At 66.3% G+C, this 13,953-nt stretch carries 14 protein-coding genes and 1 pseudogene; 9 read left to right on the top strand and 6 right to left on the bottom strand.

The window, feature by feature from the left end:
• On the bottom strand, nucleotides 1-491 hold a 491-nt coding region (locus DM995_RS00735; RefSeq protein WP_198669210.1), incomplete at its 3' end, for an EF-hand domain-containing protein.
• 266 nt (nucleotides 492-757) lie between these two features.
• Between DM995_RS00735 and DM995_RS00730 the strand changes: the two genes are divergently transcribed.
• Together DM995_RS00730 and DM995_RS00725 are read left to right on the top strand one after the other, a co-directional pair.
• A complete protein-coding gene (locus DM995_RS00730; RefSeq protein WP_116968173.1) occupies nucleotides 758-2,620 on the top strand; it encodes an ABC-F family ATP-binding cassette domain-containing protein in 1,863 nt (620 codons plus the stop codon).
• Between the two features lie 63 nt (nucleotides 2,621-2,683).
• The gene (locus tag DM995_RS00725; protein WP_116968172.1) at nucleotides 2,684-3,931 is read left to right on the top strand and encodes an acetyl-CoA C-acetyltransferase; all 1,248 of its coding nucleotides are present in this window, start codon (nucleotides 2,684-2,686) and stop codon (nucleotides 3,929-3,931) included.
• A gap of 25 nt (nucleotides 3,932-3,956) precedes the next feature.
• Here DM995_RS00725 and DM995_RS00720 read toward each other — a convergent pair whose 3' ends face one another.
• Nucleotides 3,957-4,319, bottom strand: coding sequence for a response regulator (locus DM995_RS00720; protein WP_116968171.1), 363 nt, complete (start codon nucleotides 4,317-4,319; stop codon nucleotides 3,957-3,959).
• A gap of 73 nt (nucleotides 4,320-4,392) precedes the next feature.
• Between DM995_RS00720 and DM995_RS00715 the strand changes: the two genes are divergently transcribed.
• The 6 genes and pseudogenes from DM995_RS00715 to DM995_RS00690 all read left to right on the top strand — a co-directional run bounded on the left by DM995_RS00715 (nucleotide 4,393) and on the right by DM995_RS00690 (nucleotide 9,912).
• Nucleotides 4,393-4,683, top strand: coding sequence for a DUF3572 family protein (locus DM995_RS00715; protein ID WP_023839043.1), 291 nt, complete (start codon nucleotides 4,393-4,395; stop codon nucleotides 4,681-4,683).
• An 83-nt stretch (nucleotides 4,684-4,766) separates the two neighbouring features.
• On the top strand, nucleotides 4,767-5,372 hold the full coding sequence (locus DM995_RS00710) for an HAD family hydrolase (protein WP_232824470.1): 606 nt from the start codon (nucleotides 4,767-4,769) through the stop codon (nucleotides 5,370-5,372).
• A gap of 30 nt (nucleotides 5,373-5,402) precedes the next feature.
• Nucleotides 5,403-5,870: a RidA family protein gene (locus tag DM995_RS00705; RefSeq protein WP_116968169.1), complete on the top strand. Its 468-nt coding sequence runs from the start codon at nucleotides 5,403-5,405 to the stop codon at nucleotides 5,868-5,870.
• Entirely contained in the window at nucleotides 5,842-6,639 is a 798-nt protein-coding gene (locus DM995_RS00700) for a glycerophosphodiester phosphodiesterase family protein (protein WP_023839046.1), read from the top strand. The genes DM995_RS00705 and DM995_RS00700 overlap by 29 nt, the downstream gene beginning before the upstream one ends.
• Nucleotides 6,636-7,784: a GNAT family N-acetyltransferase gene (locus tag DM995_RS00695; protein WP_116968167.1), complete on the top strand. Its 1,149-nt coding sequence runs from the start codon at nucleotides 6,636-6,638 to the stop codon at nucleotides 7,782-7,784. The genes DM995_RS00700 and DM995_RS00695 overlap by 4 nt, the downstream gene beginning before the upstream one ends.
• A gap of 77 nt (nucleotides 7,785-7,861) precedes the next feature.
• Nucleotides 7,862-9,912 (top strand): annotated as a pseudogene (locus DM995_RS00690) (S9 family peptidase).
• Nucleotides 9,913-9,916: 4 nt separating this feature from the next.
• Here DM995_RS00690 and DM995_RS00685 read toward each other — a convergent pair.
• Nucleotides 9,917-10,213, bottom strand: coding sequence for an SEL1-like repeat protein (locus DM995_RS00685; protein WP_023839049.1), 297 nt, complete (start codon nucleotides 10,211-10,213; stop codon nucleotides 9,917-9,919).
• 101 nt (nucleotides 10,214-10,314) lie between these two features.
• A complete protein-coding gene (gene panC, locus DM995_RS00680) occupies nucleotides 10,315-11,166 on the bottom strand; it encodes a pantoate--beta-alanine ligase (RefSeq protein WP_031318542.1) in 852 nt (283 codons plus the stop codon).
• Between the two features lie 113 nt (nucleotides 11,167-11,279).
• Between panC and DM995_RS00675 the strand changes: the two genes are divergently transcribed.
• The gene (locus DM995_RS00675) at nucleotides 11,280-12,098 is read left to right on the top strand and encodes a division plane positioning ATPase MipZ (RefSeq protein WP_198669414.1); all 819 of its coding nucleotides are present in this window, start codon (nucleotides 11,280-11,282) and stop codon (nucleotides 12,096-12,098) included.
• Here the strand turns inward: DM995_RS00675 and DM995_RS00670 are convergent, their stop codons facing one another.
• Nucleotides 12,099-13,430: an amidohydrolase gene (locus tag DM995_RS00670; protein WP_116968166.1), complete on the bottom strand. Its 1,332-nt coding sequence runs from the start codon at nucleotides 13,428-13,430 to the stop codon at nucleotides 12,099-12,101. It lies immediately after the preceding gene.
• Between the two features lie 69 nt (nucleotides 13,431-13,499).
• Nucleotides 13,500-13,952: a DMT family transporter gene (locus DM995_RS00665; protein WP_232823958.1), complete on the bottom strand. Its 453-nt coding sequence runs from the start codon at nucleotides 13,950-13,952 to the stop codon at nucleotides 13,500-13,502.
• Nucleotide 13,953 lies beyond the last annotated feature (1 nt).

The following is a 13,953-nucleotide window of genomic DNA, read 5'->3' as shown; positions in this document are numbered from 1 at the left end:
CCCGCCTCGAACTCGGCGAGCGTGATCGCGCCATCCTTGTTCGTATCGAGCCGCATCATGCCGCCACGCATGCCGCGTCCGCCGCGCATGCCCATCTTGGGACCGCCGCGCATCTTGCCGCCCATCCGTGCGCCCGGCTCGCCGGGACCACGATCGGCGCGCATCGCCATGCGCTCGGCACGCTTGGCCTGGCGGGCTTCGCGCGCGGCGGTCATCTCGGCCAGGCTGACCTCGCCGCTGCCGTCGGTGTCCATCTTCTTGAACCGCTCGGCCATCCGGGCATCGCGGTCGGCCTTGTCGATCCTGCCGTCCTTGTTGAAATCGATGCGCTCGAACATTTTCGCAGCCTGCGCACGCGCTTCTTCCTGCGTGACGACGCCGTCCTGGTTGGCATCGGGTCCACGCTTCTGGCCGGGAGCGGGCTGTGCCAGCGCCATGCTGCCGGAGAGCATCGCCGCCAGTGCGGCGCCTGCGATCAGGGTCTTTTTCATCGGGGTCATTCCTTCGGTCTCACTTGGGGGGATAGGGGTCGGAAGCCGCACCGACCCGGCTAGCAGGGGGCGATCAGGGGTGCGGTGCAGCTTCCATGACCGCCCTTCTAGCCCGGCATTGTCGCACAGATTTGCCGTGCGCGCGGCAAAAGTGTCGCAAAGTGTATCGGATCGCGCAGTCCGTTCATGCGGGCGCAAGCCTTTTCGCTGCGCCGCAGCATCGGACCGCTTGGCGAAAGCCGCGTCTGCTGATAGGCGCGTGCCCCATGCTTTCGATGAACAACATCACCGTGCGCCTGGGCGGCCGCACCATCCTGGACGGCGCGACGGCGGCGATCCCGCCGGGCAGCCGGGTCGGCCTGATCGGGCGCAACGGCGCGGGCAAGTCGACGCTGATGAAGGTGATGATCGGCGAGCTCGAGCCCGATGACGGCGAGATCGAGATGCCGCGGCTCGCGCGGCTGGGCTATGTCGCGCAGGAAGCGCCGCATGGCGATGCCACCCCGCTCGACACCGTGCTCGCCGCCGATGTCGAGCGCACCGCGCTGCTCGAAGAGGCCGAGACCTGCACCGATCCCGACCGGCTGGGCGATGTGCACGAACGGCTGCTCGCGATCGACGCGTACAGTGCCCCCTCGCGCGCGGCGATCATCCTCACCGGCCTCGGCTTCGACGAGGACATGCAGAACCGCCCGCTCGACAGCTTTTCGGGCGGCTGGAAAATGCGCGTCGCGCTGGGCGCGCTGCTGTTCTCGCAGCCCGACGTGCTGCTGCTCGACGAACCGTCGAACCATCTCGATCTCGAAGCGACCGTGTGGCTCGAGAATTTCCTCAAGGCCTATCCCGCCACGCTGATCGTCATCAGCCACGAACGCGACCTGCTCAACAATGTCGTCGACCATATCCTGCACCTGCAGGGCGGCAAGGTGACGCTCTATCCCGGCGGCTATGACAGTTTCGAGCGCCAGCGTGCCGAACGCGCGGCGCAGCTCGCCGCCGCCAAGCAGGCGCAGGACGCCCAGCGCGCCAAACTGCAGGATTATATCGCGCGCAACTCGGCGCGCGCCTCCACCGCCAAGCAGGCGCAGTCGCGCGCGAAGATGCTCGCCAAGATGCAGCCGATCACCGCACTGATCGAGGACCCGTCGCTGAGCTTTGATTTCCCGAGCCCCTCCGAGCTCAAGCCGCCATTGATCACGCTCGATCTGGCAGCGGTCGGCTATGCGGAGGCCAAGCCGATCCTCCAGCGGCTCAACCTGCGGATCGATCCCGATGACCGGGTCGCGCTGCTCGGGCGCAACGGCAACGGCAAGACCACGCTCGCCCGGCTGCTCGCCGCGCAGCTCGCCCCGATGGACGGCGCGATGAATACCGCAGGCAAGATGCAGGTCGGCTATTTCACCCAGTATCAGGTCGAGGAGCTCGAGCCGGACAGCACCCCGCTCGAACAGATGACCCGCGCGATGCAGGGCAAGACCCCGGCGGCGGTGCGCGCGCAGCTCGGCCGGTTCGGCTTCTCGGGCAACCGCGCGACGGCGCAGGTCGGCACGCTCTCGGGAGGCGAGCGCGCACGGCTGGCGCTGGCGCTGATCACCCGCGACGCGCCGCATCTGCTGATCCTCGACGAGCCGACCAACCATCTCGACGTCGATGCCCGCGAGGCGCTGGTCCAGGCGCTCAACGACTATTCGGGCGCGGTGCTGCTGATCAGCCATGACCGGCACATGGTGGAACTGACCGCCGACCGGCTGGTGCTGGTCGATAACGGCACGGCCACAGAATATGCGGGCAGCATGGACGACTATATCGACTTCATTCTGGGCGTGAACCAGCCCAAGGGCGAGGCGAAGCCCAAGGCGAAGAAGGACAAGAAGGCCGAGGCCGAGCGCCGCGAACAGCTGCGCCAGATCCGCGCCAAGGTCAGCGCGGCCGAAAAGCAGATCGCGACGCTCCAGGCCAGGGTCAGCGAGATCGACCGCGCGATGTTCGATCCGGCCTCCGCCAGCGGCGAACTGGCGAAGCTGACGATGAGCGAGCTCTCGCGCCGCCGCTCGAAGATTGCGGATGAGCTCGCCGAGGTCGAGGCGGACTGGCTCGAGAACAACGAAATGCTCGAGACGCTGGAATAGGCTTGCCGGGCGCTTCCGACTGGTTTAATTGAACGATTAAATCAGTCGAAGAGGAGCCGAAACATGGCCGAAGCCTATATCATCGATGCCGTCCGTACCCCGCGCGGGGTCGGCAAGCCTGGCAAGGGCGCGCTGTCGCACCTGCACCCGCAGGATCTCGCCGCGACCGTGCTCAAGGCGATCAAGGAGCGCAATCGCCTCGACACCGCGACCGTCGACGACGTGATCTGGTCGACCTCGACGCAGAAGGGCAAGCAGGGCGGCGATCTCGGCCGCATGGCAGCGCTGGCGGCGGGCTATGACATCAAGGCGAGCGGCATGACGCTCGACCGGTTCTGCGGCGGCGGCATCACCTCGGTGAACCTCGCCACCGCCGCGATCATGTCGGGCATGGAAGACTGCGTCATCGCCGGCGGCACCGAGATGATGAGCTATACCCAGGTCGTCACCGCCGCCGAGGCCAATGCCGGCATGCCGCCGCCGCTGATGGGATCGCACAATCCCGCGCTCGACGAACTGCACCCGCAATCGCACCAAGGCGTGTGCGGCGATGCCATCGCCTCGATGGAGGGCATTTCGCGCGAGGACCTCGATGCGCTCGCGCTGGTCAGCCAGCAGCGCGCCGCGCGCGCGATCGCCGAAGGCCGGTTCGACAAGTCGGTGGTGCCGGTGCACAACCCGGACGGCACCGTCGCGCTCGACAAGGAAGAATTTCCCCGGCCCGATACCACCGCAGAAAGCCTGGCCGCGCTGAAGCCCGCCTTTGCCGGCATGGCCGATTTCGAGATCGGCGGCACCACCTTCCGCAAGCAGATCAACCGCCGCTATCCCGATCTGAAGATCGAGCATGTGCACCACGCGGGCAACAGCTCGGGCGTGGTCGATGGCGCGGCCGCACTGCTGCTGACCTCGAAGGATTATGCCGACAAGCATGGCCTCAGACCCCGCGCGCGCGTCGTCACCTATGTCAACATGGGCGACGATCCGACGCTGATGCTCAACGCGCCCGTCCCCGCCGCAAAGAAGGCGCTCGAGCGCGCAGGGCTCAGCAAGGACGATATCGACGTCTGGGAAATCAACGAGGCGTTCGCGGTCGTCGCCGAAAAGTTCATCCGCGATCTCGATCTCGACCGCGAGAAGGTGAACATCAACGGCGGCGCAATGGCACTCGGCCATCCGATCGGCGCGACCGGATCGATGCTGATCGGCACCGCGCTCGACGAGCTCGAACGTTCGGGCGGCCGCTATGGCCTGATCACGATGTGCGCGGCGGGCGGCATGGCGCCTGCGATCATCATCGAGCGGATCTGACGGACGTGCAGGCGGTGGGCGCGGCTCAGACGAGCGCGTTCACCGCCGCCATGAACGGACCGATCGAGACCGGCTTCGACACATAGCCCTCGGCTCCGGCGGCGCGAATCCGGTCCTCGTCGCCCTTGCCGGCATAGGCGGTCACCGCCATGATCGGGATGAGGCGCAGGTCGCGATCGGCCTTGATCGCCTCGATCAGCTCCAGCCCGCTGACATGCGGCAGCTGGATGTCCATGATGATGAGGCCGGGCACGAACTGGCGCGCGCGCTCCATCACCTCGCGGCCATCGGCCAGCCCCTCGACCGCGAAGCCATGCGCGGTCAGCAGATCGCAGAAAAGTTTGCGATTAAGGTCGTTATCCTCGACAACCAGCACTCTTTTTGCCACTGAACCGCTTATCCAATCTGCCGGTCCCGAACGTCCGGTGGGTTGATCACAAACGGGGATGTAGGCGAAAGCCGTGAGCGACACAATCGGGGCAGACGAGCACGAAAAGGATGATGCAGCCACCCTCGCGCTGATGGCACTCGGATGGCTGCTCGGCGATCAGGACCGCGCCTCGCGGCTGCTCGCGCTGACCGGGATGACGGTGGAGGATTTGCGCGGCGGTGCCAACAACCCGCGGATCCTGTCAGAGATCATCCGCTATCTGGAAGGCTATGAGGCGGATCTGGTGGCAGCGGCCGACGCGATCGGCACGACGCCGGTTCGTCTGGTCAACGCGCGGATCGAGCTGGAACGCCAGCATTGAACGAGATGGAGTTTTTTGTGACCGCGACGACTGCCCCTTCCCGCCCGCTGCTGGTCACCGATTGTGACGAGGTGCTGCTGTACATGGTCGCGCCGTTCAAGGCGTGGCTGGACGAAAAGCATGACATCGATTTCGACTTTTCCGGCGGCGATTTCGCCAAGGCGCTGATTGACCGCAAGACGCGCGAGGCGGTGAAGCCGGGCGACATCTGGCCGCTGCTCGGCGGATTCTTCGATACCGAGATGCACCGCCAGACGCCGATCACCGGCGCGGTCGAAGCCTTGCAGGCCATTGCCGAGCATGCCGATATCGTGGTGCTGACCAATCTGATGGATGACCGCCAGCAGGCGCGCAGCGAGCAGCTGGCGCGCTTCGGCCTGCATCACCGCGTGGTGTGCAACCAGGGCCCCAAGGGCGAGCCGCTCCGCCGGATCGTCGAGGAGCACAATCCCAGCGTCGCGATCTTCGTCGACGACCTTCCGCAGCATCACCAGTCCGCCGCCGAGCATGCGCCGCATGTCTGGCGGCTGCACATGGTCGGCGAGGAAGGCCTGGCGCCGCACATCGCCTGCGCCGCCGATGCCGGCCACGCGCATGCGCGGATCGACCGCTGGGACGAGGCGCTCGCCTGGATTCTCGAGCGCTTCGCTGCGGGCGTGCACGCGCCCGGCATCCAGGCCGCCGCCTGACCCCCCTTTCCTGCAGGACCTGAAAAGACCATGACCGACACGATCGAACTGAAGCTCGCCGAACTGGGCGTCGAACTGCCCCAGCCCGCTGCGCCCGTCGCCTCCTATGTCCCCGCCGTGGAAGTGGGCGGCCTGCTCTATATCTCGGGCCAGCTGCCTTTCATCGACGGCAAGGTCGCCACCGGGCGGCTGGGCGAGAATGTCTCGCTGGAGCAGGGCGAGGCCGCCGCGCGCGCTTGCGGCATCATGCTGATCGCCCAGATGAAGGCCGCGCTGGGATCGCTTGACCGGGTCGAGCGGATCGTCAAGCTCGGCGCGTTCATCTCGAGCACGCCCGAGTTCACCGCCCAGCCCAAGGTCGCCAATGGCGCATCGGACCTGATGGTGCAGGTATTCGGCCCCGCCGGCCAGCATGCGCGCAGCGCAGTGGGCGTGCCGGTGCTGCCGCTCGGCGCTGCGGTGGAGATCGATGCCATTGTCGCCGTTCGGCCTGCTTGACCGCTGGCTGGCCCCGGCGCCAGCGCAGCGACGCATCGCCTGGCTGGGTGAACAGCCTTATGCCCATCGCGGTCTGCATGACGGCATGTGGGACGGGCCGGTGCTGGAAAACGCGCTGCCCGCTTTCACCGCGGCGATCGCGGCGGGGCATGGCATCGAATGCGATGTCCAGCGCAGCGTCGATAACCGCGCGGTGGTGTTCCACGACTTCTCGCTCGGACGGCTGACCCTCGCGCAGGGCCGGGTCGCCAGCAAGACCGCTGCGGAACTGACCCAGATCCGCCTGCTCGGCCAGAATGGCGCGATCGCCGAGCTCGGCGCGGTGCTGGGCGTGGTGCGCGGGCGCGCGCCCATCCTGATCGAGATCAAGACCGAGAGCGGCCATGTCGCGCCGCTGTGCCTCGCAGTGCGCCGCGCACTCGAAGGCTATGGCGGCAAGGCCGCGGTGATGAGCTTCGATCCCGCCGTGGGCGCCTGGTTCCGGCGGCAGGCCAAGCATATCACGCGCGGCCTCGTCATCACCGAGGAAGAGGCGCGCGGCTGGAAGGGCAATCTCCGACGCCACCGCGACCTGTGGCAGGCGAAGCCCGACTTCCTCGCCTACGACATCCGTGACCTGCCGAGCAGTTTCGCCGCTGCCCAACGCGCGCGCGGGTTGCCGGTGCTGACCTGGACGGTGCGCACCGACGAGCAGCATGCCATCGCCGCAGAACATGCCGACGCGCCGATCTACGAGCGCGGCCAGCCCCAGCCCCGACTCCATCCATGAGCGAACGCGCGATCACCGCCGAGGTCGGTCGCAGCATCGCCGCGCTCGATGCGGCGCAATGGGACGCGCTGGCAGGACCCGACAATCCGTTCGTCAGCCATGCGTTTCTGAGCCTGCTCGAAGCCTCGGGCAGTGTCGGGCGCGGCACCGGCTGGAACCCTGCGCCGATCACGATCAGGGGCGAGGACGGCAGGCTGGTCGCCGCGCTTCCCGCCTATCTGAAAAGCCATAGCCAGGGCGAATATGTGTTCGACCATAGCTGGGCGCATGCTTGGGAAAATGCGGGCGGGCATTATTATCCCAAGCTGCAGATTTCGGTGCCGTTCACGCCCGCGACCGGTCCGCGCCTGCTGCTCGCAGACCCCGAATGGGCGCCCGCAATTCTCAGCGCGGCAGAAAATCTTACCGACCAGAACGGGCTGTCCTCGGTCCACGCGACCTTTATCGAGCCTGCGCAGCTGCCGCTGTTCGAACAGGCGGGCTGGCTGATGCGGTCGGACACGCAGTTCCACTGGCATGACGACGGCTATGGCGATTTCGAGGGCTTTCTGGGCTCGCTCACTTCGCGCAAACGCAAGGATCTGCGCAAGGAGCGCGCACGGGCGCAGGAGGGGGTCGAGATCGTCCACCTGACCGGCGATGCGATCACCGAAGCGCATTGGGACGCGTTCTGGATCTTCTACCAGGATACCGGCGCGCGCAAATGGGGCCATCCGTACCTGACCCGCGAGGCGTTCAGCCTGATGGGCCGGACCATGGCCGATCGCATCCTGCTGATCCTGGCCCAGGTCGATGGGCACCCGATCGCCGGGGCGCTCAACTTTATCGGCAGCGACACGCTCTATGGCCGCTATTGGGGCTGCACCGTCGACAAGCCGTTCCTGCATTTCGAGCTGTGCTATTATCAGGCGATCGACGCGGCGCTGGCGCGCGGATTGAGACGTGTCGAGGCAGGCGCGCAGGGCGGGCACAAGATGGCGCGCGGCTATGCGCCCGAGCTCACCTGGTCGGCGCACTATATCCCCGACCCGGGCTTCCGCCGCGCGGTTGCCGATTTCCTGAAACGCGAGCGCGCGGCGGTCGCTGCCGATCGCGAAATGCTCACCGAGATGCTGCCTTTCCGCAAGGGCGAGCGACAGGCTTGACGCGGGGCGCAACCCGGCGCACGATCATCGCCTGTCGCCCTTCCAAGCCTTTGTTCTTCCAACAGAAAGCCTCACCTATGCGCACGATCCGTCTTGCCGCCCTGCTGCTCGCCTGTGCCAGTCCCGCCCCCTTGATGGCGCAGAACGCGCCCGATACGCGGCTGACCGGGCAGGACCTGTTCTCGCTCGAGGTCGCCGCCGATCCGCAGATTTCGCCCGATGGCGGCAGGACTGCCTTCGTCCGCCGCGCCAACGACGTGATGAGCGACAAGGCGGTCTCGTCGATCTGGCTGATCGACAATGCCAGCGGCGAGCTGACCCCGCTTGCCGCCGGACCCGGCAGCCACAGCCAGCCGCGCTGGTCGCCCGATGGCAAGCGCCTCGCCTATGTCTCGACGGCGGAAGGCGGCGCGCCGCAGCTGTACGTGCGCTGGGTCGGCACCGGCCAGTCGGTCCGCATTACTGGCCTGCCCGAAAGCCCCGGCAACATCGCCTGGTCTCCCGATGGCAGCCAGATCGCGTACACGATGTTCGTCCCCGCCGAGGGGCTGAAGCTGGGCAAGGCGCCCGAAAAGCCCGAGGGCGCGACCTGGGCCGCGCCGCTCGAGACCTATGACCTGCTGACCTATCGCGCCGATGGCGCCGGCTATCTGAAACCCGGTTTCGACAAGATCTTCGTCGTGCCCGCGACCGGCGGCGCGCCGCGCCAGCTGAGCTTCGGCGACTATCATGATGGCGGCGGCCTGACCTGGAGCCGCGACGGGCAGACGCTCTATTTCAGCGGCAACCGCTCGCCCAATTGGGAAAACGATCCGCAGGACGCCGAAATCTACGCGCTCGACATCGCCACCGGCACGATCAGCGCGCTGACCGATCGCGACGGGCCCGACGCCTCGCCCGTCGTTTCGCCCGATGGCAGCAGGGTCGCCTATCTCGGTTTCGACGACAAGCTGCTCGGCTATCACAACGCGCAGGCCTATGTGATGAACCGCGACGGCAGCGGCAAACGTGCGGTGGCCCCGTCGCTCGACCGCAGCATCGACGCGATGGTCTGGGCCCCCGACGGCCAGGCGCTGATCGCGCAATATGACGATCATGGCGAGACGCTGGTCGCGCGCATCGGGCTCGACGGATCGGTGCGCGAGATCGTGCGCGGGCTGACCGGCCCGGCGCTCGACCGGCCCTATTCGGGCGGATCGTTCAGCGTGGCGAAGAACGGTGCGATCGCCTATTCGGGCGGCAACGCGACCAAGCCTGCCGATGTCATGCTGGCGAACGGCGGCAGGACGCGCGCGCTGACCCGGCTCAACCAGTCGTTGATGGCTTCGAAGCGGCTGGGCGAGGTGCGCAAGATGACGGTCGCCTCCTCGTTCGATGGCGCCGCGAGGTCGAAGGCTGGCTGACGCTGCCGCCCGGCCATGTCGCGGGCCAGCGCGTGCCTTTGGTGCTCGAGATCCATGGCGGACCCTTCGCCGCCTATGGCCCGCATTTCTCGACCGACAACCAGCTCTATGCCGCTGCGGGCTATGCGGTGCTCTCGGTCAATCCGCGCGGATCGACCAGCTATGGCGCGGAGTTCGCCAACCTGATCCACCATGCTTATCCCGGCAATGACTATGACGATCTGATCTCGATGGTCGACAAGGCGATTGCCGATGGGGTCGCCGATCCCGACCAGCTGTTCGTCACCGGTGGCTCGGGAGGCGGGGTGCTGACCAGCTGGATCGTCGGCAAGACGACGCGGTTCAAGGCAGCGGCCACCCAGAAGCCGGTGATCAACTGGACCAGCCAGGCGCTGACCGCCGATGGCCCGGCCTTTTTTGCGAAATACTGGTTCGGCAAGCTGCCCTGGGAAGACCAGGCGAGCTACTGGGCGCGCTCGCCGCTGTCGCTGGTCGCCAATGTGAAGACGCCGACGCTGGTCGTCGTCGGCAGCGAGGATTATCGCACCCCGGTGAGCGAGTCAGAGCAATATTACACCGCGCTCAAGCTCGTGGGCGTGCCCACGGCGCTGGTCAAGGTACCGGGCGCGAGCCATGGCGGCATCGCGGCCAGGCCATCGCAAAGCGCGGCCAAGGCGTCGGCGATCATCGCCTGGTTCGAACGCTACCGCAAGGCAGCGCGCTAGGCCGTCAGGCGGCGCGCGCTGCGATCTGCTGGAGCCAGGCGCGGGCCTCGCGCTGGGCTTCGGCGATCTGCCGTGCGGTCATCTCTTCCGAGATTTCGGCGCGGCACAGCTGGCTTTCCTCATGGCCCTTGACGGCAGCGAGGTTGAACCATTTGTGCGCCTCGATCAGGTCGACATTGACCCCGTGACCACCGGTGGAGAACGCCACGCCCAGCTCAAAATAGGCGTTGATGTCGCCGCGCGCGGCCGCCGCGAGCTTACTCTCGATCAGAAACGTCGCAGACTTCAGACTGTTAGCCATCTCACATGCCCCTCTATTGCATGATCGGTCCTTCCGATGCGGCGAGATTGGGAAAGGGGCGTAAAGAAATGGTTAATTCGGCATATACCATGCCAGAAGTTTTACATTCCTGCCGGTTTTACCGGCATATTGTCGATCAACCGAGTGCGTCCGAGCCGCGCCGCGACCAGAAGACGTGCGGGACGATCGGCATGGTCCAGCGGTTCGAGCGTCACGGCATCGGCGAGCGTGACATAATCGATCGGCCCGAATCCTGCCGCCGCCAGCGCCTGCTCGATTCCATCGAGCGCGACGCGGACCGGGCCGCCCGCCTCGATCACCGCGATCCCCGCCTGCATCGCACGCGGCAGCATCGCTGCGGCGGCGCGCTCCTCGCTGCTGAGATAGGCGTTGCGCGATGACAGCGCGAGGCCGTCGGCATCGCGCACCGTCGGCACGCCGATGATGTCGAGCCCGAAATTGAGATCGCGCGCCATCGCGCGGATCACCGCGAGCTGCTGGTAATCCTTCTCGCCGAACAGCGCCATGTCGGGCTGGACCTGGTTGAACAGCTTGGCGACCACGGTGGCGACGCCATCGAAATGGCCCGGCCGCGCCGCGCCGCAAAGTCCCTCGCTGACCCCGGCGACGCTGATATTGGTCGCAAAGCCTTGTGGATAGACCTGCTCGACATCGGGCGCCCACAGGATCGCGACGCCCGCCTCGCTCAGCATGGCGGCATCGCTGTCCTCCTGGCGCGGATAGGCGTCCAGATCCTCGTTCGCTCCGAACTGCTTGGGATTGACGAAGATCGACACGACGACATGGTCGGCGCGCTGCTTGGCCTCCTTCACCAGCTGCATGTGCCCGGCGTGAAGCGCGCCCATGGTCGGCACCAGCGCGACATGCCCGCCCTGCCCCCTCAGCAGCGAGACCGCCGACCGCAGCCTGTCAACCCGACGTAAGATTTGCACCTTGGTAAAGCCTCCGATAGGGAACGCGGCGACACTGGGCGACGCGTTCGCCAAACGATTCACGCATCAGCACTGGCACAATCATGGGCCTGCTGGAAGGGGCTGGAAAGACCATGGACATGATGACGCGCAAGGCGTCTCCGCATCATATCGTGTTTGCCAATGAAAAGGGCGGCACCGGCAAATCGACCAGCGCGGTGCATGTCGCCGTCGCGCTGTCGTATCTGGGCTTTCGCGTCAGCGCGATCGACCTCGATCCGCGCCAGCGCACATTGCACCGCTATCTGGAAAACCGCGTCCAGACCCAGCAGCGCCGCGGGATCGAACTGCCCACGCCCAAGTTCGAGGTCTTCAAGGAAGACAATCAGGCGCGGCTCGAACAGATGGTCGAAACGCTGAGCGGCGATTGCGATTTCCTGGTCTATGACACGCCGGGCCGTGACGACAAGTTCGCGCGCTTCGTCGCCACCCGCGCCGACACTTTGGTCACCCCGCTCAATGACAGCTTCGTCGATTTCGATCTGATCGGGCAGGTCGATCCGGAGAATTTCAAGGTCCGCCGCCTGAGCTTCTATGCCGAACTGATCTGGGAGGCGCGCAAGGCGCGCGCCAAGACCGACGGGATCGAGATCGACTGGGTGGTGCTGCGCAACCGCACCCAGCAGACCGATGCGCGCAACAAGCGCAGGCTCGATGCCGCGCTCGCCGAATTGTCGAAGCGCGTCGGCTTCCGCTATGTTCAGGGGCTGTCCGAGCGCGTGGTCTATCGCGAACTCTTCCCCTCGGGCCTCACGCTGCTCGACAAGGGCCATCTGGCCGATCTCGGCACCAGCCATATCATCGCGCGGCAGGAATTGCGCGAGATGGTCTCCGCGCTCAACCTGCCGGGCGTGGGCAGCCGCTCGCCCGAGCGCCAGCCGCAGCTGATCTGATCAGGGCTTTTTCATCAGCTTGAGCGTCATCGCGGTCATCGCCTCGGCGGCGGTCGCGATGACGGTATCGGCCTCGGGCGCCCAGAACGGGCTGTGCAGCGAGGGCATCTCGATGCCCTCCTTCTTCGCCTTGTTGTATTCGGCCAAAGGCACCCCGCCGACCCAGAAGATCATGCTCTTGATATTGTCGGGATCGGCCCGGTAGAAGCGGCTGAAATCCTCGCCGCCCATCGACGGCGCGACCTGCGCGACGCGCTTGTCGCCGAACCGGCTTTTCAAAAAGGTGCCGATCTCGGTGGTGAATTCGGGGCTGTTATAGACCGCCGGGGTGAAGGTATCGGCGAGCTTGACCTCGGGCATCCTGTCCTCGGGCACGCCCGCGGCAATCGCCTCGCCCCGCGCGATCCGCTTGATCCCGTCGAGAATTTTCGCGCGCGTCTCGTCCGAATAGCTGCGCACGGTGAGCAGCAGCGTCGCCTCGTCCGAGATGATGTTGTGCTTGGCACCGGCCTGGAAGCTGCCGACTGTGACCACCGCGGCATCCTGCGGATCGAGCTCGCGGCTGATCAGCGTCTGCAGCGTAGTGACGATGCGCGCGGCGAGCACGATCGGATCCTTGGTCGATTGCGGATAGGCGCCGTGCCCGCCCAGCCCCTTTACCTTGATGTCGACGCTGTCGACATTGGCGAGCGCAAAGCCCGGCGTATAGCCGATGAACCCGGCAGGTGCCTGCGCGGCATCGTGAAAGCCCAGCACATATTGCGGCTTGGGAAAGCGCGTGAACAGCCCGTCGTTGAGCATCGCCACCGCGCCCGAGCCGATCTCCTCGGCCGGCTGCAGGATCATCACCAGCGTACCCGACCATTCGGCCTTGCGCTTGACCAGCTGCCGCGCGGTGGCGACCCAGCCGGTCATGTGCGTGTCGTGGCCGCAGGCGTGCATCACCCCGGTCTCGATCCCTGCCGGGCTCATCGCGCGCACCTTGCTGGCAAAGGGCAGCCCGGTCTGTTCGACCACCGGCAGTCCGTCCATGTCTGCGCGCAGCATCACCACCGGGCCGGGGCCGTTCTTCATGACCGCGACCACGCCGGTCTTGCCGACGCCCTCGGTCACCTCGAAGCCCAGCCTGCGCGCTTCGGCGGCGAGCTTCTTGGCGGTGCGCACTTCCTGAAAGCTCAGCTCCGGATTGGCGTGCAAGTCGCGGTACAGGTCCATCAACCCCGGCATGTCGGCGGCGATATCGGCGCGGATCGTGTCCTGCGCCGCGAGCGGCGTGGCGGCTGCGAGCGCGGATGCGGCAAGGGCGCGCACGAAAAACTTGGCGACCGGCATGTGTGTCTCCCCAGACATGTGTTTGGGGCCAAGCTAACGCCTTGTTTTTACCCTGTCAGTCTAAAATGCTCATCCGATTCGCCGCGCCATCAGGACGCCGATGGCCATGACGATCATCCCGCTCACCCGCAGCGCCGTGAGCGGACTGCGAGGGACGCCGAAAAGGCCGAAATGATCGATCATCGCGGCGGCGACGATCTGCCCCAGCAGGACGAGGAACACTGCGTTGCCGATGCCGAAGCGCGGTCCGATCCAGGTGATCGCAAGGACGTAGAAGGCAACGAATGCGCCCGAGAAGAACAGGTGCGAAGGTGCGGCGCGCAGCCTGGCCATATCGGGCAAACCGACCACGCCGGTCGCTGCGACGGCGATCAGCAGCGCGGACAGGAACAGGATGACCGATGCCGCCGCCGGATTGCTCAGCCGGACACCGAGCTGTCCATTGAGCGCCGCCATGACCGGAATGCCGATTCCGGTCAGCAGCATGATGATCGAATAACCGAGAGCCGTTCCGCTGGGCATG

It is taken from the genome of Blastomonas sp. UPD001, from assembly GCF_003426715.1.
Lineage (GTDB): Bacteria > Pseudomonadota > Alphaproteobacteria > Sphingomonadales > Sphingomonadaceae > Blastomonas.
The sequence above is the reverse complement of the archived record's forward strand: the minus strand, read 5'-3'. Positions and strand labels throughout refer to the sequence as shown.

What these genes read in the sequence shown, in the direction of transcription:
- DM995_RS00700 (WP_023839046.1), top strand. Translation starts at nt 5,842, where the DNA reads ATGCCATTGTCGCCGTTCGGCCTGCTTGACCGCTGGCTGGCCCCGGCG.
- DM995_RS00695 (WP_116968167.1), top strand. Translation starts at nt 6,636, where the DNA reads ATGAGCGAACGCGCGATCACCGCCGAGGTCGGTCGCAGCATCGCCGCG.
- DM995_RS00675 (WP_198669414.1), top strand. Translation starts at nt 11,280, where the DNA reads ATGGACATGATGACGCGCAAGGCGTCTCCGCATCATATCGTGTTTGCC.
- DM995_RS00705 (WP_116968169.1), top strand. Translation starts at nt 5,403, where the DNA reads ATGACCGACACGATCGAACTGAAGCTCGCCGAACTGGGCGTCGAACTG.
- DM995_RS00725 (WP_116968172.1), top strand. Translation starts at nt 2,684, where the DNA reads ATGGCCGAAGCCTATATCATCGATGCCGTCCGTACCCCGCGCGGGGTC.
- DM995_RS00685 (WP_023839049.1), bottom strand. Translation starts at nt 10,213, where the DNA reads ATGGCTAACAGTCTGAAGTCTGCGACGTTTCTGATCGAGAGTAAGCTC.
- DM995_RS00665 (WP_232823958.1), bottom strand. Translation starts at nt 13,952, where the DNA reads ATGCCCAGCGGAACGGCTCTCGGTTATTCGATCATCATGCTGCTGACC.
- DM995_RS00730 (WP_116968173.1), top strand. Translation starts at nt 758, where the DNA reads ATGCTTTCGATGAACAACATCACCGTGCGCCTGGGCGGCCGCACCATC.
- DM995_RS00710 (WP_232824470.1), top strand. Translation starts at nt 4,767, where the DNA reads ATGGTCGCGCCGTTCAAGGCGTGGCTGGACGAAAAGCATGACATCGAT.
- DM995_RS00670 (WP_116968166.1), bottom strand. Translation starts at nt 13,430, where the DNA reads ATGCCGGTCGCCAAGTTTTTCGTGCGCGCCCTTGCCGCATCCGCGCTC.